This window comes from Bacteroidota bacterium (assembly GCA_018816945.1).
Taxonomy (GTDB): Bacteria; Bacteroidota; Bacteroidia; order Bacteroidales.
Genome location: JAHIVC010000096.1, coordinates 27,862 through 46,693 on the forward strand (window position 1 = coordinate 27,862; position 18,832 = coordinate 46,693).

Sequence of the window (18,832 nt, forward strand, 5' to 3'; positions counted from 1 at the left end):
GCAGGAAAAACAAGTGTGTGGAAGCGAAGGGACGGTAGTGGGAAGGGCTGGAACACTCTTGTTTTTGTGCATCGGCATATTCTTTTTTTTCTTTTAATCAGTCGTTAATCTGGTTGCAGTGTCGTTTTTTCGGCTTGCGTACAACTTTTATATAAAGTCCATAAACTGTTCTTTATCCACCCAAATAAGGATGTATCAGTCCGGTATTGTTGTTCTATATATTTTATCGATTCGTTAAAACCGATCAAAATTTCAATATTTTGGGGAGTAAAAATTCCTGATCTCTCGCTTGTATCTTTAGCAGGCAGAATTTCTGAGATAAATGTAATAAAAAATTCGTTACGAATTTTTGCTTTTGGCTATTAGCTATTGGCTTTTAGTAAAAAAACATTAACCAACGGCTAACAGCCAACAGCTAACAGCCAACAGCTAACAGCCAACAGCTAACAGCTAACTGTAATAATTTCGCTTACACTTTCTATGTAAAATATCATCAGTTCATCCTCATTCTGGATTGCAGGTCAAATCTGAACCATATAGGTTTAATCCGGATATTCGTATTTAAACACCCCTCTGCCAAAAGTTAAGATCCAAATATTGCCTTTTGAATCTTCGAAAAAATCATTGGCCCATAATTTAGGCAAATCAGGTTTTTCCCAGGTATTACCGTCATAAACGGATACACCACCACTTTGCCAGGTAGAAGCTGCACCAATCCAAATATTTCCTTTGCTATCTTCAACAATGCTTCTTACAAAATTATGCGTCAGTCCGTTATTTTTGTCTATTGTACTCCATTTGCCATGATCGTTAAGTACCAATCCTCCTGATGTTCCGATCCAAACACGTCCTTTACTGTCGGTTGTAATTATTGAAATATATTTTCCGGGTAACTGATCCTTATCGGTATAATTCTTCCAGGTACTTCCATCAAATACATTCACTGCCTTATTAGTGGCCACCCAAATATTCCCATCCATATCTTCCATGAGGTGGTCGATGCTTTTTCCCAATACCCCGTCGTCTTCTTTAAAGGCGGTCCAACTAGTCCCGTCAAATTTCATTAAGCCTCCGGCTTTTCCTTCTATAGATGAACCAAACCATAAATTCCCATTTCTATCCTTCAATATCATTTTAATGAATTTACAAATGGTTTTTGAAAACAGGCCATCTTTCTCGCCGTACGAAATCAAATTCGATCCATCAAAGTGGAATATAAAATCTTCCTTTGGGTCCCCTGATGAAAACCAGATATTATCTTTCCCTTCGACATAAAAATAACTGATTGGTGAGAAATTAACTCCACCCAATTGGGTAATGGGATTCCATGATTGCCCATCATAGTCAATCAAAAAAAAGCCCATCTTACTTTTTCTGACAACCCCTCCAATCCAGATTTCACCCTCAACATTGGTTATTTGGCTCCAAAGGTATTCCGACGAAATTTTATTCATAAACGAAACGATTTTATTCCCATCGTATCTACCCCAGCCATTTCCTCTCTTAGCTAAGGCTTCCAAAAGTTCGCCGGCCAGAACGGCAAAGGAATTAGGTGGTTCTGTTGTAAACCAGATAATTCCATTTTTATCTATAAAAAGTTTGGTTACGGTGTTTAATGGTAATCCTTCATCTTTAGTGAAGGTTTCAAATCTCACACCGTCAAATTTGTTGAGGCCTTTGTCAGTAGAAAACCAGATGTTTCCCTGTTGGTCTTCCAAACATTCCCTGACCCAGGTGGAAGCTAAACCATCCTCTTTACCAAAATTGATCCATTTTCCTTGTCCAAACGACAAGCTTGAACTGCAAATGAGCATGAATGAAATTAGTTTAAGTGCTTTCATAACAATAAATTTTAAGGGTTTAAAACTTTATTCATGAGCGAACGCTTTATTTTATATTTCAATGATCAGTTTGAATGAGGCTATGCTTTCGTTTAATGGTAGTTTATGTAAATTGAAAATGTAATTTTTTTCTCGGGCTCGAACCCGCCTAAGTTTTATAACTTTTGTTCCCCTGCGTATGTTGGTGAAACAATTTAATAGATGATGCCAATCTCCAAATCCCTTCTCTGATTTGAGAGTAATACTAAATTTAATTGATAAATAAGTACATTAGTTCTTGACGCAACGAACACTAAGCCCGACTTTATCAAAACTCATTTTGCCGATGTACTGTAGTAATTTTGTACTTTTTGAGGACAGATCCATATACCTCATGCCAGGCTCAAGGCCTCCATATTCCCATGTAGAAGTCCACCACTGCCCGTGCTTCCCAATGTAGTGAAATCCATTATTTTGGTTGCGCAAGCCACCGGGAAGAGCCGAAAAGCCGGTTTCATCGGTAGCTCCTTTATTCGGGCTTTCCCAATGTGCAGTACCCTCTTCTTTTAGTTTTCCTCCTGCAATTGATTTACCGCCCAAATATTCTCTTAATGTTAACCACTCCTTTTCGCTTGGTAAATGCCAACCTGAAGGACAAGCTTTTGTGGCTGTTTCCCAATCATACAACCTGCCATAAATACTTGCATTAGATGGATCTTTTTTATAAACCCAACTGCCGGAATTTGTTTCGTAATTAAGGTTCTCCGCCATCCAAATCTGAGTTCCAATTTTAACGGTTTTATACTCTTTACCGTCCCGGGTATCGATCATCGTATCTGTTTGTGCAAAAGTACCTGCACAAATACTGAATGCCGCTATTAGCGTTGCAACAATAAACTTCATATGATTTTTCATCTTCAGAAAATTTTAAGTGTTCGTGATATTTTTTTCATCAATCGGGTAATTAGCATTTAAGTTCATGTATTTACACAATACATGCTATATAGGGAACTATCGCTAAGGGTTTTATGTTTTATATCTTTTCTCAATTTCTTAAAATTGAGTTAAATTCAATGCTTATTGGGGAAGCAAAAATCCTGAACCTTTCGCGTGTATCTTTAGCAGGCAGAATTTCTGAGATAAATGTAATTAAAAAATCGATACGAATTTTTGCTTTTAGCTATTAGCTATTGGCTTTTAGTAAAAAAAATTAACCAACGGCTAAGAGCTAACAGCTAACAGCTAACAGCCAACAGCCAATCACATTCCCAGTTCTTTGCGCCTGATTTTTATTTGCATGCATCCCGGTATGGGTTGTTCGGTTAAAAGTATGAGATAGCCGCCACCGCCTGCACCGGCCAATTTCCAGGCCAGGGCTTTGTCTTTATAATGATCAATAATCTCCTTTATTTTATCGTCCATCATGGCCGGAAACATGGTGGTTTGTGCCTTGAAAGAATTCAAAAAGGCTTCGGCAAATTTTTCTAAATTTTTGGTTTTAACAGCTTCCCATGCTTTTTCGGAGGCATCGGCCAATGCCTGAACATTTTCTTTGTTAATATAGGTTTCCTTAAGCAAATCGAGCCCCTGCTTTCGGGGCCAAAGCAGTACCATATTCAGGTGCTTTTCTAACCAAAACAAAATACTCTCGTCATGAATTTCCTCGAACTTTACGGGCCAGTAAGCATGATCGTAATAATGGCGAACCAAGCCGGGCATGCAAATCCCGATCGCATCCTGAGCACCGGAAATCAATTCGGAACCCGGCGTATTTTCATATTTAAAAAGGATTTCGGCCAACTTTTCAGGCTTATCGATGGGCAGGTTATGCGGCCATAATTTTTTCGCTGCATTTCGGGTTGATGTGGCCATTCCGCAACGCTCGTTATATTCGACTATGGGCTCCAATGATAAGGTAATGGCCCATCCCGGGTGGTATTTCGAAACATAGGGCTGGTCGATCCAGGTACCTGCAATGTCAATCCGGTAAGGCAAGTTGCAGTTATCCGACGAACGGATAGCGGTGGTCGATCGGGCAGGCAATCCCGCATCGGGAATCCGCTCCAACACTTTTAATTCAATTCCAAGTTCTCTGCAAAATTTTGCTTTGAGCGGAGAAAATCCGTCTTCATTCACCACTATATAATCGGGCTTCAGGTTCCGCACATTTTCTTCGAAGTCCATCATTCCCGAACCCTTATTGATAAAGGCTTCTTTAACATATTTTACAGCCCTGATCATGTACAGGCGCTCCTGCTCACTGTTAACGGTGTCGCGCCCCTTCAATTCGCGAATGGTTTGATCGGACCCGATCCCGACATACACTTCTCCGAATTTTGCTGCTTCCTTAAAAAAAGCGACATGCCCGCTATGGAGCATATCGTAACATCCGGAAACAAATACTTTCTTACTCATGATTCTTGTTCTATTTAAGCTTAATCAAATCAATGCAGACGTAACATTAAGCATGCTAAGTGGCAAATAAAAAAATTCTTAAAGTTGACTATCCCCGTGGCAGAGCCATGCGGTACTTGCCTGACCTGCCAGTCCGGCAGGCTGGCGACCAAGCAGGTTTCGTTAACTTTATTTCAGCTTATGGCTGAAATACGAATTTTTATTATTTTACCCCTCTGTCAGTCTATCGACTGACATCTCCCCTGATATTCAGGGGAGATTATACTGAAATCCCGAAGCAGAGCTTCGGGGAATTATTTATATTAAGCGTTTTTTGTACGATCGGTATCCATAAACCGTAATAACACAGAAGCTGATCAATGGCAATACGAAGGAGGCATTCACTGCAGGTAAAAAGCCAACACGCCCCAAATCGATAATTGCCCCTTGCAGTGGTGGCATCAATGCTCCGCCAACAATGGCCATGACCAATCCTGCTGAACCCATGGTGACGTCATTTCCAACAGTTCCCAGAGCTATTCCATAAATGGTTGGGAACATTAAGGACATGAACGCAGAAGTTGCAATCAGAAAATACAATCCGATCATGCCTTCAATCAAAATGGTACACGAAATCGTGATCATTCCGGCAATGGCAAACCACATCAGCAGTTTTCGTGCATTGATGTATTTCATTAAAAAGGTGCTCACAAATCTTCCGATCAGAAAAGCAAACATGGCCGCGATATTGTAGTTTTGAGCTGTTGCTTTATCGATGCCCAGATTTTCGGCATATTGGATAATAAAGGTCCAACACATGATTTGAGCCGCCACATAAAATACCTGAGCAATCACACCTTCGCGATACAAACTGTTCGTCAAAAGCCTTTTTATGGAACCCTTTACATCCACTTTATTTACCTGACCCGATTGGGGCATTTTGATCATGGCAATAACCACAAACATGATGATAACTACCAGTCCCAATGCCACATAGGGATTACGGATGATCATTAAGTCGTTGGTACGAATGGCAGCTTTGGTCGTTTCATCCAAAGTTGAGAAAATCAATTCGCCTGCGGCATTTCGTTGTTTATCAGATACCAATCCTGCAAGGATCAATTTTGAGGCGACAAACATTCCCAGTAATGAACCCATGGGATTGAATGCTTGTGCGAGGTTCAGCCGTTGGGTGGCTGTTTCTTTTGCACCCAGTGACAAAATAAATGGGTTTGCGGTTGTTTCCAGAAATGCCAATCCGAATGTAAGAATGTAGAGCGATCCTAAAAAGATCCCAAACATTTGAAATTGAGCGGCGGGCCAGAACAATAATGCACCTATGGCATAAAGTGCCAATCCCAGCAGGATTCCTTTTTTATATGAATATTTTTGAATGAACAAGGCTGCAGGGATCGCCATGGTTGCATAACCTCCATAAAAAGCGAGCTGAATGAGTGAAGCCTTGAAATTCGATATTTCCATGATCGTTCGAAATGCAGCAACCATCGGGTTGGTAATATCATTGGCGAAACCCCAGAGTGCAAATAAACTGGTGATCAATATAAACGGAAAAAGGTTTTTTTGGTCGACAATTTTAATTTTCGAATGCATAAATTCTTTTTGAAAGTCAGCGCTTAGGTGATAACCCCTTTTTTAAGTATGATATTTCCATATTTTGCGGTTTCGCCTGTCATCACGATCGCAAAAGCACCCTTTGATCTTTCATAGAATTTAAATCTTTCAAGTCGTTCAATTAAAGGTACCGTTTTACAAAAAGGAGCAATGCTTTTTAAATAGGATGCTTCAACCTTTAAATCGAGTTTATCACCCTCACCCGGATTCATCATAATAAGCGGATAGTGAACATAATTGTCCAATTCGAATAAAGGCATGATCGCTTTCAGCAGGTCGGCTATTTTCAGGCCATCCGCCCGGATAACATTTTTGTTCAGGCTTTTGCCCGGATAGTGTGCATCGGCTAATACGATTTCATCGCCATGCCCCATGCTGGCTAATGTTTTTAATAATTTGGGGCTGATTAATGGAGATATTCCTTTGAGCATGGGTCTTTGGTTTTAAATGAATGTGTTTGTGAGGAATAAAGATAGGGAAAATTTCAATGTGCTGATGTGATAATTTGATGATGTGCCGATGTAATGATGTGATGATGTGAATGTTTAGCTCTTTGTTTCATGTTTCATTGTTTCATTCTTTCACTGTTTCATTGCTAAAGGTTCAGATGTTCAAAAGTTCAGAAGTTCAGATAAAATTCATACAAACTATAAATTGAAAATCGAAAATTGACAATTGACAATCGAAAATCAAAAAAAGCGCCCCTTTCGGAAGCGCTTCATTCATAATTCAATTATTCAACCTTAAACAATCAACAATTATCCTTTAAAAATCATCATTTCTTAACCGTTTTCAGTAGGTCTTCAATGGCTGCTTCAAGCTGTTGGTCGCGGCCTTTGTCGATTACACCAGGCATATTTTTCACCATAATCTCAGGAACGGTTTGGTCATTTTCCATCCATCGGCCCTTGCTGTTTTTTGCACTCAAAGGGATTGAACCCCATCGAACGGTTCCGTTCTGGAGCATTTCCCAACCGGCAAAACTACAAGTTCCGGGAACAGGCATGCCCACCAGTTTTCCAATACCAAGTTCCTGATAAGCACATGCAAAACAGCTTCCGTCACTATAGTTCGATTCGTTTACCATGGCCAGTGAAGGTTTGGTCCATCTCCAACCCGGTTCATAACCAATGGAGCGACTTTCGATGGCATAATCGATAAATTTTTTGCCTGTAAAAAACATGGCCAGATCAGAAACGAGATCGCCACCACCATTGTTACGGGTATCAACGATCAGGGCATCACGGTCGTGATATTTACCCATCACTTTTTCGTAAGCATCGCGATAAGGTCCATCGCTCATGCCAGGAATGTGCACATAGGCCAGTTTTCCACCACTCATGCGATCCACTTCATCGGCATTCATTTTAATCCAACGCTCATAAAGCAAGGTACTTTCCTGACGCACAGAGATCGGTTTTACAGTAATATTCTGACGGGTTTTAGTTAGAGGGTCGAAAACAGTAATAGAAGTGAATTCGCCGGCTTTACGGTTCAGTAATTTGGCAAAATCAATATTGGCATTGATGTTTTCACCGCCAATTTGTTCAATGATCATTCCTTTGCTCACCTTGATACTTTCTTTATCGAGTGGCCCTTTTTTAATAATCTCAGTTATTTTGATTCCATCGCCTTGATAGGTATAATCAATAAAAACGCCCAAAGCAGCTGTTTGATCACCATTCGGATCAGTAAAACCATATCTTGCGCCTGAATGTGAAACGTTCAACTCTCCCAACATTTCTGACAGGAGTTCCGCAAACTCAAAATCATTTCCAATTGAAGGTAGTTTTGATTCGTATGCTGTCCTTAGTTTATCCCAAGGTGCTCCATGATAATCGGAAATGTAGAACATGGTTTTGTTGCGTTTCCAAACATGATCGAACATGTGTTGACGTTCGGCGACCAGATCAACAGTCAGTTCACCATTAATCGTAACCGGAGTGGTTTTTTTCCCTTTCACATCAACTTTTGAAATCTTACCGTCGGCCAATAAAAACAGGTTTTTCATCTCTTTATCCCAGGTTAACCTACCCGAACGTGCGCCTAATTTGATCAACATTTCGGTTTCCTTGGTGCGTAAATCTGTACTCCACAAATTAACACCTCTTTCGAAAGTTGCCAAATAATAAAGTGTTTCGCCATCTTCGGAGAGAACGGCATCGCTTAAGGCCGAAGAATGTATTGTCAAACGGGCCTTACGGTCTGTTAAACCATCAAAGTCGATCTTTACAAGGGTCGAATCCTTTTTGGGTTCGGCAGCCTTCTTGTCATCCGCTTTTTTATCATTCACTTTCTTAGCATCGGCTTCGGGTTTTGGTTTTTCAGGCTTTTTGCTCATTTCTTTCCAAAGGGCATATTCGTCTTTGGTCATATTGAATTTATCCCATGCATCCTGGGTTAAAAACATGGTGTACACATCCTGTTGCCTTGAACCGCTGTTTGCCTGAGAGCGCAATCCATTGCGATCGCTGAACCACAGCAATTGTTTGCCGCCATTTACCCATTTTGGCGACTGATCGCCATAACCACTTTCGGTTAAATTGACCATCTTTTGTTTGCCATCTGCCGCCAATAATACCACTTCCTGATTCGCCAGAACCGGGGTATATTCTACAAATAACCATTTACTATCGGGGCTCCATTCAAAAAATTGCCCTCCATCCTGCATGTAATAAAGCTCATCCTTAGTAAGCAGTGTGCGGCTTTGTTTCGAAGCAAGGTTATAAACTTTTAAGAATACTTTATTCTCGATGAAAGCTATTTCTTTTCCATCCGGAGAATATTTTGGCTGATAATTTTCATTTTCATTGCAAATCAAAGCTTCTTCTTTCAACAGTGTTGCAGCATAGAAATAAGGTTCTTTATCATCAACTTTTTTTGTTTGATAAATACCCCAGTTTGCATCCCGTTCACTTGCATAAATCAAAGATTTTCCGTCAGACGAAAAACTTACAAAACGTTCCTGGGCAGGGGTTCTTGTGATTCGTTTGGTAAATTTTGCTTCTACGGATGATACAAAAACCTCACCACGAACGATGTAGGCTACTTCTTTGCCATTTGGCGAAACTGCCATTTCACTCACATTACCACTGATCGGAATGATCAGTTCATTATTTATTTTAGCTTCGGTTCGAACATTGACAACTAATTTATTTGCCTCACCATCTTCGGTTTGAGTATACAGATCCCCATGCTGGGTATAGCTCAAAAGCCCATTGTCGGAAATGCTCAAATAACGTACAGGGTGAAAATCAAAACGGGTGATTTGCTGTTTTTGCTGAGGGTTATCCAGATTTAACTTATGAACATTGAAGGTTCCACTCTCTTCGCTTAAATAATAGATGCTTTTTTCGTCCGGGCTATAAACCGGGTTTCTGTCTTCACCATTGAAAGAAGTGATCATGGTATGCTGATCCGTTGCTTTGTCGTACTTCCAAAGATCACGTGTTACCGATGAAGTATGATGTTTACGGAAAGTATTTTCCCCTCCAGGTTTATCATGATAGATCATCTGTTTTCCGTTTTTACTAATCTGAATATCTTCAGCCGGAATAGTCCAGAGTTGATCAACCCTTCCGCCGATAACTGCTACCTGGTAAACTTCAGGCTGGGCTCCTGTCGGAAATTGGCGATGCTCAGCGATATCCATGCGTTGCCCACCGAATACGATATTCTTATCGTCCAAAGTAAAAGTATAGGGGAATTCATCATTTGAATGATAAGTGAGTCGTGTAGGTTCGCCCCCTTTCGCATCCATCATAAAAATATCAAAATTGCCGTAACGATTAGAGGCAAAGCTGATTTTGCTACCATCATTGCTCCAAACGGGCATAAAATCCTGTGCCCCGTGAAATGTTAAAGCTTTAGCATCGCCTCCGGCAACCGGAACGGTGTAAAGGTCACCTTTATAGGTAAATGCAATCTGCGTTCCGTCGGGAGAAATTGCGGAATAACGAATCCATTGCGCATTTTCCTGCGCAAATAAACCACTAAAACAAAGTACAAAAATCAGGATGAAATAATTTCTCATATTTTGGAAATATTAAAAGGTTACTAATTAAATCAGAGAATTACAGATCGACAAAATTCGATCGGTTGTAAATTTAGCATTTTATTTTAATCACATTGGTTGAATCTCATTCAAGAAATGAGAGAAATGGATGAAGTAGGTTATTTCTCATTTCAAACAACACTTTATATTTACAAAACAAAGAGTCACTCCTATTTTATATGCGTTTCCAATTCTGCAGATAACTGATAAACTCATCGGGATTCGAAATGAAAACAAAATCAGGAGCTGCCATCTCAGGATGGAAGTTTGTTGAATTGCCTGAAACCAATAATGGAACGGAACTTTCATTGATGATTGAATAAAAAGAGTGAATCAGCTTATTCGCTCTTGGGGTAATAAGCATGGTCATTAATAAATCCGGATTTGCAATATGGATAGCATCCTTTATATTGTTGACAGGGACTTTCTGCCCCAGATAATAAACCCTCCAACCCAAATCTTTGGCAATAAACGAAGATAGCAGCAATCCAATTTCATGGTCCTCGCCCTCGGGCAGGAAAAATAAAATTTTGGGTGCCTGTACCGCAGGAATTGGAATCATTTCAATAGCAGAAATGAGCTTTTGGCGAATTAAATTCGAAATAAAATGCTCCTGAGCCGGGATTGCCTTTTCGGCCCCCCATAAAATCCCGATGTGGTTTAAAAATGGATAGATCAAATCTTTCACTGCATTTAATAATCCACTTCGTGTGACACGTCTTGTAAAAATCTGATCAAATTCACGCTCATCCATCTTAAGCATGCTCATGGTTAAAGCATTTATTTCATCTTTATTATCTGATGAAGCTTGCGACATGACCAGTATTACCTGATTGTTAATCTCATCAACCGACATCGTATCGATCTGTGAAATCCGATAACCATTCCTTGAAAGTATATCTATATTTAATAGCAATCTTAATTGTGCATCTGAATAATACCGAATGTTGGAATCTGTTCGATCTGGTTTTAGGAAATGATATCGACGTTCCCAAATTCGCAAGGTGTGTGCTTTAATTCCGGTCAGATTTTCGACCTCGGTCATTGAATATTTCATTTTGTTTAGCTTTTAAGATAACAAATATAAACAATTATTAATTTCAAACAACAAGAATATCAGCTAAATAGTTCATATTTTCATTTTATTGTTTAACTTTTATTATTTTTTACTTGGACATTACAAATATTTTTACTTATATTTGTCGAACTTTAAACTTAAAATTATTAGACATGAAAAAATTATTTGTATATTTAATGGTATTTAGTTTGTCAACCACATTAATGGCAAACAAGAATGAAGTAAATTCTGAAATGAACAAAACTTCAAAAACAATTGTAGAGCTCGCAGTAGAAAATGGATTCAACTCATTAGCAGTCGCATTAACAAAAGCAGACCTGATTGAACCACTTAACTCAAAAGGTTCATTTACAGTATTTGCTCCAACAGATGCAGCTTTTGCAAATCTTTTAGCAGCAGTAGGTCAAAAAAGTCTTGATGATGTTCCGGTATCTGTGCTAAAACAAATTTTACTTTACCATGTAATCCAGGGTGAAGTCACTTCATCCCAGATTAAAGATGGTAACGCTAACACTTTAGAAGGAACAAGCATTAAATTAACAACTGCCGGTGGAATAAAAGTGAACGGGGTAAGTGTTGTTAGTCCTTTTGATGTGAAAGCTTCCAATGGCGTTATTCACACTGTTGATCAGGTATTAGTTCCTGCTTCGATCGCGCAATTTGTGAATACTGTTTTAGAACCTGCATTTTTCAACAAGAGTTTTTCAACTTTAGTTGGGGCAGTAGTAAAGGCCGATGTAGTTTCAGTACTGCTAAACACTCCGAATCTAACTATTTTTGCTCCTGATAATGCAGCATTTCTAGCTTCAGGAATTGATCCGGTGAATATTGATGCGAAAACTTTAGCCTCAGTACTCACCTATCATGTGGTTGGAGCAAAAGTGCTAAGTTCAGGTATTCCGAAAGAAGCAGCAACTGTCAATGGTCAGAAATTATTCTTTTCCTCAAAATCTTCCGGTAGTTATATTAATGAAAAAACGAAAATAACTGCTGTTGATATTGAGTCTGGAAGTGGCGTAGTACACGTTATTGACCATGTTTTATTACCAAAATAATACTTGAAAGCGATTGAATTAATGGATGTGTTTTTAATCGGTGGCACGAAGGTGTCACCGATTTCATAATAAAAAAACACTTACCTTGTATAAAATATTTTAAACTATGAAAATTCTTTTAACAGGAGCTACCGGTTATATAGGCAAGAGGTTACTACCTGAACTTTTAGGTAATAATCATGAAGTTGTTTGCTGTGTGCGGGACAAAAACCGTTTTAATCCACCGGCATCCATGTTAAATATGATTCATATCATAGAAGTTGACTTTCTGGATAAGGATACTTTAAAGAATATTCCGAAAGACATCGATGCTGCCTATTATTTAATGCATTCTATGTCTATCTCAAAAAATTATGAGGTACTGGAAAGCAAATCTGCCATAAATTTCAGGGAAGCAATTAATAAAACTGCCGCAAAACAGGTTATTTATCTAAGTGGCATCGTCAATGAGAAATCACTGTCCAAACATTTGTCCTCCCGAAAAGCAGTAGAGGAAGAATTATTCAAAGGGACTTATCATTTAACGACTTTGAGAGCAGGGATCATTATCGGATCAGGTAGTGCATCTTTCGAGATTATCCGCGATTTGGTTGAAAAGCTGCCGATCATGATTACCCCTAAATGGCTTAACACAAAGTGTCAGCCGATTGGCGTTCAGGATGTAATTAGTTTTCTTTCAAAAACATTATTGAATGAAAATACCTTCGATCAAAGCTTTGACATAGGTGGCCCGGATGTGATTTCTTACAAAGAAATGTTGCTTGGATATGCCAAAGTAAGAGGCCTTAAAAGAAAGATATTCATTGTTCCGGTGATGACTCCAAAACTATCTTCCTACTGGCTTTATTTTGTTACCTCCACTTCCTATAAACTGGCGACAGCATTGGTGAGCAGTATGAAAATCGAAGTGATATGCAGAAATAATGATTTGAACAAAATTCTAAATATTACCCCAGTATCTTATTATGAAGCTCTGGAAAAAACCTTATTGGTTATTGATAGTCATCAAACTATTTCGAGCTGGAAAGATTCATTGATCAGTGGTAGGTTTAATCTTAATTTGTCAGAATTTATTAAAGTTCCGACTCATGGTTGCCTAATCGATCAAAGAAGCCGGCCAATAACCGATTTCATAAAATGCACTGATAAGCTAATGCAAATAGGAGGCGAGAAAGGCTGGTATTATGCTGACTGGTTATGGAAAATCAGGGGTTTCATTGATAAAATATTTGGAGGAGTTGGACTAAGAAGAGGCAGAACACATGATGATGAACTATTTGCAGGCGAAGCCGTTGATTTTTGGAGAGTATTGTATGCGAATAGAAATGAAGGACGATTATTACTTTTTGCTGAAATGAAAATTCCGGGTGAAGCATGGCTTGAATTTAAGATTACCAATGATGTTTTATGGCAAACGGCTACTTTCAGGCCTAAAGGAATCATGGGCCGGTTATATTGGTATTCATTATTACCAATTCATAACATGATATTTAAAGGGATGGTTAAACGAATTGCTCAATAACAATATGATGGCTATTTACCAATTTTATAAAGAACAAAAAATCCCGACGGGCATCGATCAGATTTGGGATTTTATATCCGCACCGGAAAATCTGAAGCGGATAACTCCTGATTACATGGGCTTTGATATCAATTCCAGCCAACTTAGTAATAAGATGTATGCCGGAATGATGATCAGTTATACAGTGAAACCGATTTTTGGTATAAAAATGAATTGGGTGACAGAAATTACGCAAGTACAGGAAAAAGCATTCTTTATTGATGAACAAAGAGTTGGCCCCTATAAAATCTGGCACCATGAGCATCGGATTTCTGAAATTGATGGAGGTGTTTTGATGACTGACCTCATTACCTATAAACCACCTTTTGGCTTTCTCGGTAAACTTGCTAATCGCCTGGTGATTAAGGAAAAGTTGAATGAGATTTTTGTTTATAGGGAAAATGCACTGATTGAAATATTCGGTACATATTAGTTAGTTGACGTATTAAATGATTTTAAATTATCATGATCATTAAAGAAAATATTTGGATAATTCTATTTATTATATGGGGACTTCCACTCACCATATACAGAAGCAAGTTTCGTAAAATCGTTTATGAAACAGACAGTTGGTTGATCAATATTAAACCAATATTTGGAAAAGAAATAAAAGCGTTATTTGGGACGATTTATCCAAACAATAAAGCGTATATGAAATTTAGAAATTTTTACCGGATTTACCTGATCATTTATTTAGTTCTTTTTGGAACATACCTTGGATTTGGTAAAAACAATTTACAATCAAACAAACAGGAAATGAAAAAAATTGAAATAGGAAATCAGTTGCCACCTTTTACGCTGATGGATCAGGATGGAAAAATATTTAATATTGAAACCGTATTGGGCAAAAAGAATTTGGTAATTTATTTTTATCCCAAAGATGACAGCCCGGGCTGTACCAAAGAAGCCTGTTATTTTCAGGATCAGTTTGAAGTCTTTAAACAAGCGGATGCTGAAGTAATTGGAATTAGCGGTCAATCGGTAGAAAGCCATAAGAAATTCGCAGAAAAATACAATCTAACTTACACCTTGCTTAGCGATGAAGGTAACAAACTCAGAAAGCAGTTTGGAGTTCCTACTAATTTCCTGGGTTTATTGCCGGGTCGAGTGACCTATATCATCGACAAAACAGGAAAAGTAGTCTATATTTTTAATTCACAAATTCAGGCTACGAAACATGTGGATGAAGCACTAAGAATTATTCAAAACTTATAATGAAACAAATAATCATATTAGTTTTATTGATGACAACAATGAATGAAACTGCATATAAAATAGATTTTGGAAAGAATTTAGACGGGAAGAATTGGGTTGTTGTTAATGATGGTGTAATGGGCGGGAAATCTGAATCAACTGTTCAGCTTTTATCAAATAGCATCCTGTTTAAAGGGAATATTTCACTCCGAAATAACGGTGGTTTTGCTTCGCTCCGAAATGAAGGCGATAAGTTAGATATTACCCAATACAAAACGGTCACCATAAAATTTAAAACGAATACCAACAGAAAATTTTCATTCAGACTATCCAACTCCGACTGGTTTTACAAACCGTTCTTTAAACATGAATTTGGTTCTTCGACTCCCGACTGGGAAACGGCCACATTACCATTGACTGATTTTAAAGAATTTACCATTGAAGGTGAAACGGGAAATAAACTCACCTCAGTTAATATGAAGAAAGAAATGAGAATTGGGATCATTTTATACGACAAACAAGAAGGCTCTTTTGAAATTGAAATCGACTATATAGCATTTAACTAAAAAATATATAAAATGGACAATCTCCTTATTACATTCGTCATTGCCCTGGGAATTAACCTGATCATGTTTATTCCGGCTTATCTTTTTAACACAGACAAGCTGACTGATATTTCATACTCGGTAACTTTTGTGGTGGTGGCAATTTTTGGTTTGATCCAAAGCAGTTTGAATTTGCCTCATATTTTATTGTTTTTGATGATTTTTATATGGGCGTTCAGATTAGGAACCTACCTTCTTTTGCGCATTCGAAAGATTGGTAAAGACAATCGCTTCGACAGCATGCGTAAAAGCATCATAAAATTTGGAAGTTTCTGGGTATTGCAAGGGATTACCGTATTTGTAGTCCTTATTCCAAGCATTTACTTTTTTAATACGAGTCTTGAACAACTTAGTTTCCTATCCTATTCCGGATTACTGATCTGGTTAGTTGGTTTAATTATTGAAGCTACAGGTGATTATCAAAAAACGATTTTTATAAACAATCCAAACAATAAAGGTAAGTGGGTGAACACCGGTTTATGGAAATATTCGCGCCACCCGAATTATTTGGGAGAAATACTTGTTTGGATCGGGGTATATCTTTTTATTTTACCTGCGCTAAATAATGGGCAAGCTTTGATTGGATTAATCAGTCCGGTTTTTATAACCACGCTGCTTTTATTTGTGAGCGGAATTCCTTTACTCGAAAAATCAGCCGATAAAAAGTGGGGCACTGATCATGATTATACATTGTATAAAAATAACACAGGTATATTGCTCCCAAAAAACACCTTCCCCCTCCTTCTCTCGGTAGGGCTTACCTTACTTATAGGGATGATTGGGGGATTAGTCACAGCAACAAGTGTTGGGAACTGGTTCGTTGAATTGAGCAAACCGAGTTGGAACCCTCCTGGCTGGATCTTTGGACCTGTATGGACAAGTCTTTATATTTTAATGGGTATTGCCAGCTATTTAATTTGGAAACAAAGGTCAAAAAAACCGATAAAAATAGCCATGGGGTTTTATGGAGTGCAATTGTTACTGAATATGCTTTGGTCAATCCTCTTTTTTGGTTTACAAAATCCTCAACTGGCATTTTTTGAAATTATTATACTGTTAATCATGATTATATTGACAACGTTACAGTTCCTTAAAGTTGACAAAAGGGCAGCAATACTAATGATTCCATACATCGCCTGGGTGAGTTTTGCAACCATATTAAATTTTTCGATATGGCAACTTAATTAAATTAAAAAGTATGAGAATTCGGGACATCGATCCAAAACAACTTTGCAGAAAGCATTTGTTTGGCGAACATAGGGAAATACATGGACTTTGGAGTATCCTCATTAAACATAAAGGTGTTGGAGGCTACGCAAGGCATCCTGAAACTTTGCGTTGGATTGGAAAACAAGGTACCTCAAATCACCGTCACGACTTGTTGGTGAATGAAATGATCAGTCGTGGCTATCAACATCAATCTCCGCTTATCGGAAAAATTGCAAAAGATGAAGGAAAACAATCTATTTTTATAAACAACATAAATGAACAAAAAGAATTACTCAATAATAAACCTTGCGAATGCCTATTATAAACTAAACAATCTTCTTGAAATTCAATTTTTTACAATATGAAATCGAAATCATACTATATAGCTTTATTAATATTCTTACTGTCAAGCAACTTGTTTGCCCAAACAGGACTAATCAAAGGACGCGTATTTAATAGCATCAATAACGAATCCATTCCGTTTGCAAATATTGTGATCGATAGCACCTTACGAGGAACAACTTCGGATATGGATGGTAATTATCGGATAGAAAACCTGAAACCGGGTTCCTATAATGTTTTGGTAAGCTATATTGGTTTCAAAAAAGCGATCTATTACGAAATAATGGTGAACTCCACAAAACCGACCATACTTGACATTTCTTTGATTGAAGAATCATCTGAACTCAGCGAAATCGAAATTAAAGCGGCTCCATTTATCAAAAAGGAAGAAAGTCCGGTGAGTTTGCGTAGCATCAGTGCTACAGAAATTTATCGGAATCCCGGTGGGAACAGGGATATTTCAAAAGTAATACAGATTTTACCCGGCGTAGCTTCAACCGTTTCTTTTCGTAATGATATCATTATCCGTGGTGGTGCGCCCAACGAAAATCGTTTTTATTTGGATGGGATCGAAGTCCCGAACATCAACCACTTTGCCACACAGGGATCATCAGGAGGACCTGTTGGGATGATCAATGTAAATTTTATCAGGGAGGTTGATTTTTACTCAGGCGCATTTCCTGCAAATCGCGGCAACGCCCTCAGTTCAGTGATTGAATTTAAGCAAATCAACGGTAACGACGAAAAGTTGACCGGTAATTTCATGCTGGGTTCGAGCGATTTTGGATTGACGCTGGACGGTCCTTTAGGGGAAAAATCGACTTTCATTTTTTCGGCAAGAAGATCGTACCTGCAATTTTTATTTAAGGCTTTGGGACTTCCTTTTCTGCCAACATATAACGATTTTCAATATAAACAGGTTTATAAAATCAATAACAAAAATCAAATTACATTAATCGGTCTTGCTGCCATTGATGACTTCAAGCTGAATACCGAAGTAAATGATGGAATTACGGATATTGATATCCTGGATAGAAATAACTATATTTTGGGTGTTCTGCCTGTCAACTCGCAATGGAATTACGCTATCGGTGCCAACTGGACCCATTTTTCCGATCACAGCTTCCAAAACCTGATATTTAGTAGAAATCACTTAAATAATAAAACTATAAAATATCAGGATAATGTTGAGCAGCCCAATTTACTTTTGCTTGATTATAATTCGCAGGAAATAGAGAATAAAGTCAGGTTTGAGAGTACAAAAAGAAAAGCCGGTTGGAAATGGAACATTGGTGTCAGTTTTGAAGATGTGCGCTATACCAATTCAACATATAATAAAAAGGAACTTAACGGATCAATTGCGATTATTGATTTTGAATCAGAATTGCGAATCAATAAATTCTCGGCATTTACTCAGATAAGTAAGGCTTTTGCAAAAGACAAGCTGAGTCTGTCATTAGGTATAAGAACCGATTTCAATAATTACTCCGATCAGATGAACAATCCATTTGATCAACTTTCGCCCCGATTTTCAGCTTCTTATTCGATCAATAAAAAATTGAATGCGAATTTTAATATAGGACGTTATTATCAACTTCCGGCCTACACCGTAATGGGTTATCGCGATCAATTGAATAATCTGGTGAATAAAGATAATGGCGTTACCTATATTAGGGCCGATCATGTTGTTGGTGGTTTTGACTATAATCCAACCCAGTATTCTAAAATCAGCATTGAAGGCTTTTACAAAAAATACAATAATTATCCCTTCCTTTTGGCTGATAGCATTTCACTCGCTAACTTAGGTGGAGAATATGGTGTAATTGGTAATGAGGCCGTGAGTTCAAGCTCTGATGGGAAAAGCTATGGTCTGGAAATATTGATGCAA

At 38.1% G+C, this 18,832-nt stretch carries 15 protein-coding genes; 8 read left to right on the plus strand and 7 right to left on the minus strand.

The genetic code is table 11. The features are described 5' to 3' along the window. Window positions 1-542 precede the first annotated feature (542 nt). The 7 genes from KKG99_13905 to KKG99_13935 form a co-directional block, all read right to left on the minus strand. Window positions 543-1,841, minus strand: coding sequence for a hypothetical protein (locus tag KKG99_13905; protein MBU1014089.1), 1,299 nt, complete (start codon window positions 1,839-1,841; stop codon window positions 543-545). A gap of 270 nt (window positions 1,842-2,111) precedes the next feature. After that, the gene (locus KKG99_13910; protein ID MBU1014090.1) at window positions 2,112-2,735 is read right to left on the minus strand and encodes a fibrobacter succinogenes major paralogous domain-containing protein; all 624 of its coding nucleotides are present in this window, start codon (window positions 2,733-2,735) and stop codon (window positions 2,112-2,114) included. 345 nt (window positions 2,736-3,080) lie between these two features. Beyond that, window positions 3,081-4,235: an adenylyltransferase/cytidyltransferase family protein gene (locus KKG99_13915; protein MBU1014091.1), complete on the minus strand. Its 1,155-nt coding sequence runs from the start codon at window positions 4,233-4,235 to the stop codon at window positions 3,081-3,083. Between the two features lie 297 nt (window positions 4,236-4,532). Next, a complete protein-coding gene (gene fucP / locus KKG99_13920; protein ID MBU1014092.1) occupies window positions 4,533-5,825 on the minus strand; it encodes an L-fucose:H+ symporter permease in 1,293 nt (430 codons plus the stop codon). 23 nt (window positions 5,826-5,848) lie between these two features. After that, the gene (fucU, locus tag KKG99_13925; GenBank protein ID MBU1014093.1) at window positions 5,849-6,277 is read right to left on the minus strand and encodes an L-fucose mutarotase; all 429 of its coding nucleotides are present in this window, start codon (window positions 6,275-6,277) and stop codon (window positions 5,849-5,851) included. Between the two features lie 344 nt (window positions 6,278-6,621). Next, complete coding sequence (locus tag KKG99_13930; GenBank protein ID MBU1014094.1) at window positions 6,622-9,879, minus strand: peptidase S41; 3,258 nt, start codon at window positions 9,877-9,879, stop codon at window positions 6,622-6,624. A gap of 196 nt (window positions 9,880-10,075) precedes the next feature. Further along, a complete protein-coding gene (locus tag KKG99_13935) occupies window positions 10,076-10,957 on the minus strand; it encodes a MerR family transcriptional regulator (GenBank protein ID MBU1014095.1) in 882 nt (293 codons plus the stop codon). Window positions 10,958-11,130: 173 nt separating this feature from the next. Between KKG99_13935 and KKG99_13940 the strand changes: the two genes are divergently transcribed. From KKG99_13940 to KKG99_13975, 8 genes are all read left to right on the plus strand, one after another. Continuing rightward, window positions 11,131-12,033 carry a fasciclin domain-containing protein gene (locus KKG99_13940; protein ID MBU1014096.1) on the plus strand — a complete coding sequence of 301 codons (903 nt, stop codon included), beginning with the start codon at window positions 11,131-11,133 and terminating at the stop codon, window positions 12,031-12,033. A gap of 106 nt (window positions 12,034-12,139) precedes the next feature. Beyond that, the gene (locus tag KKG99_13945) at window positions 12,140-13,555 is read left to right on the plus strand and encodes an SDR family oxidoreductase (protein ID MBU1014097.1); all 1,416 of its coding nucleotides are present in this window, start codon (window positions 12,140-12,142) and stop codon (window positions 13,553-13,555) included. 7 nt (window positions 13,556-13,562) lie between these two features. Next, window positions 13,563-14,027 carry an SRPBCC family protein gene (locus tag KKG99_13950; protein ID MBU1014098.1) on the plus strand — a complete coding sequence of 155 codons (465 nt, stop codon included), beginning with the start codon at window positions 13,563-13,565 and terminating at the stop codon, window positions 14,025-14,027. 323 nt (window positions 14,028-14,350) lie between these two features. After that, on the plus strand, window positions 14,351-14,809 hold the full coding sequence (locus tag KKG99_13955; protein MBU1014099.1) for a peroxiredoxin: 459 nt from the start codon (window positions 14,351-14,353) through the stop codon (window positions 14,807-14,809). After that, a complete protein-coding gene (locus tag KKG99_13960) occupies window positions 14,809-15,354 on the plus strand; it encodes a CIA30 family protein (protein ID MBU1014100.1) in 546 nt (181 codons plus the stop codon). The genes KKG99_13955 and KKG99_13960 overlap by 1 nt, the downstream gene beginning before the upstream one ends. Window positions 15,355-15,366: 12 nt before the next feature. Then, window positions 15,367-16,581: a DUF1295 domain-containing protein gene (locus KKG99_13965; protein ID MBU1014101.1), complete on the plus strand. Its 1,215-nt coding sequence runs from the start codon at window positions 15,367-15,369 to the stop codon at window positions 16,579-16,581. Window positions 16,582-16,591: 10 nt separating this feature from the next. Then, window positions 16,592-16,927: a pyrimidine dimer DNA glycosylase/endonuclease V gene (locus KKG99_13970; GenBank protein MBU1014102.1), complete on the plus strand. Its 336-nt coding sequence runs from the start codon at window positions 16,592-16,594 to the stop codon at window positions 16,925-16,927. 36 nt (window positions 16,928-16,963) lie between these two features. Further along, window positions 16,964-18,832, plus strand: a 1,869-nt coding sequence (locus KKG99_13975; protein MBU1014103.1) for a TonB-dependent receptor, incomplete at its 3' end; no start/stop codon positions are given.

Coding starts and splice junctions, on each gene's coding strand:
- KKG99_13905 (MBU1014089.1), bottom strand. CDS start 1,841: ATGAAAGCACTTAAACTAATTTCATTCATGCTCATTTGCAGTTCAAGC.
- KKG99_13910 (MBU1014090.1), bottom strand. CDS start 2,735: ATGAAAAATCATATGAAGTTTATTGTTGCAACGCTAATAGCGGCATTC.
- KKG99_13915 (MBU1014091.1), bottom strand. CDS start 4,235: ATGAGTAAGAAAGTATTTGTTTCCGGATGTTACGATATGCTCCATAGC.
- fucP (MBU1014092.1), bottom strand. CDS start 5,825: ATGCATTCGAAAATTAAAATTGTCGACCAAAAAAACCTTTTTCCGTTT.
- fucU (MBU1014093.1), bottom strand. CDS start 6,277: ATGCTCAAAGGAATATCTCCATTAATCAGCCCCAAATTATTAAAAACA.
- KKG99_13930 (MBU1014094.1), bottom strand. CDS start 9,879: ATGAGAAATTATTTCATCCTGATTTTTGTACTTTGTTTTAGTGGTTTA.
- KKG99_13935 (MBU1014095.1), bottom strand. CDS start 10,957: ATGAAATATTCAATGACCGAGGTCGAAAATCTGACCGGAATTAAAGCA.
- KKG99_13940 (MBU1014096.1), top strand. CDS start 11,131: ATGAAAAAATTATTTGTATATTTAATGGTATTTAGTTTGTCAACCACA.
- KKG99_13945 (MBU1014097.1), top strand. CDS start 12,140: ATGAAAATTCTTTTAACAGGAGCTACCGGTTATATAGGCAAGAGGTTA.
- KKG99_13950 (MBU1014098.1), top strand. CDS start 13,563: ATGGCTATTTACCAATTTTATAAAGAACAAAAAATCCCGACGGGCATC.
- KKG99_13955 (MBU1014099.1), top strand. CDS start 14,351: ATGAAAAAAATTGAAATAGGAAATCAGTTGCCACCTTTTACGCTGATG.
- KKG99_13960 (MBU1014100.1), top strand. CDS start 14,809: ATGAAACAAATAATCATATTAGTTTTATTGATGACAACAATGAATGAA.
- KKG99_13965 (MBU1014101.1), top strand. CDS start 15,367: ATGGACAATCTCCTTATTACATTCGTCATTGCCCTGGGAATTAACCTG.
- KKG99_13970 (MBU1014102.1), top strand. CDS start 16,592: ATGAGAATTCGGGACATCGATCCAAAACAACTTTGCAGAAAGCATTTG.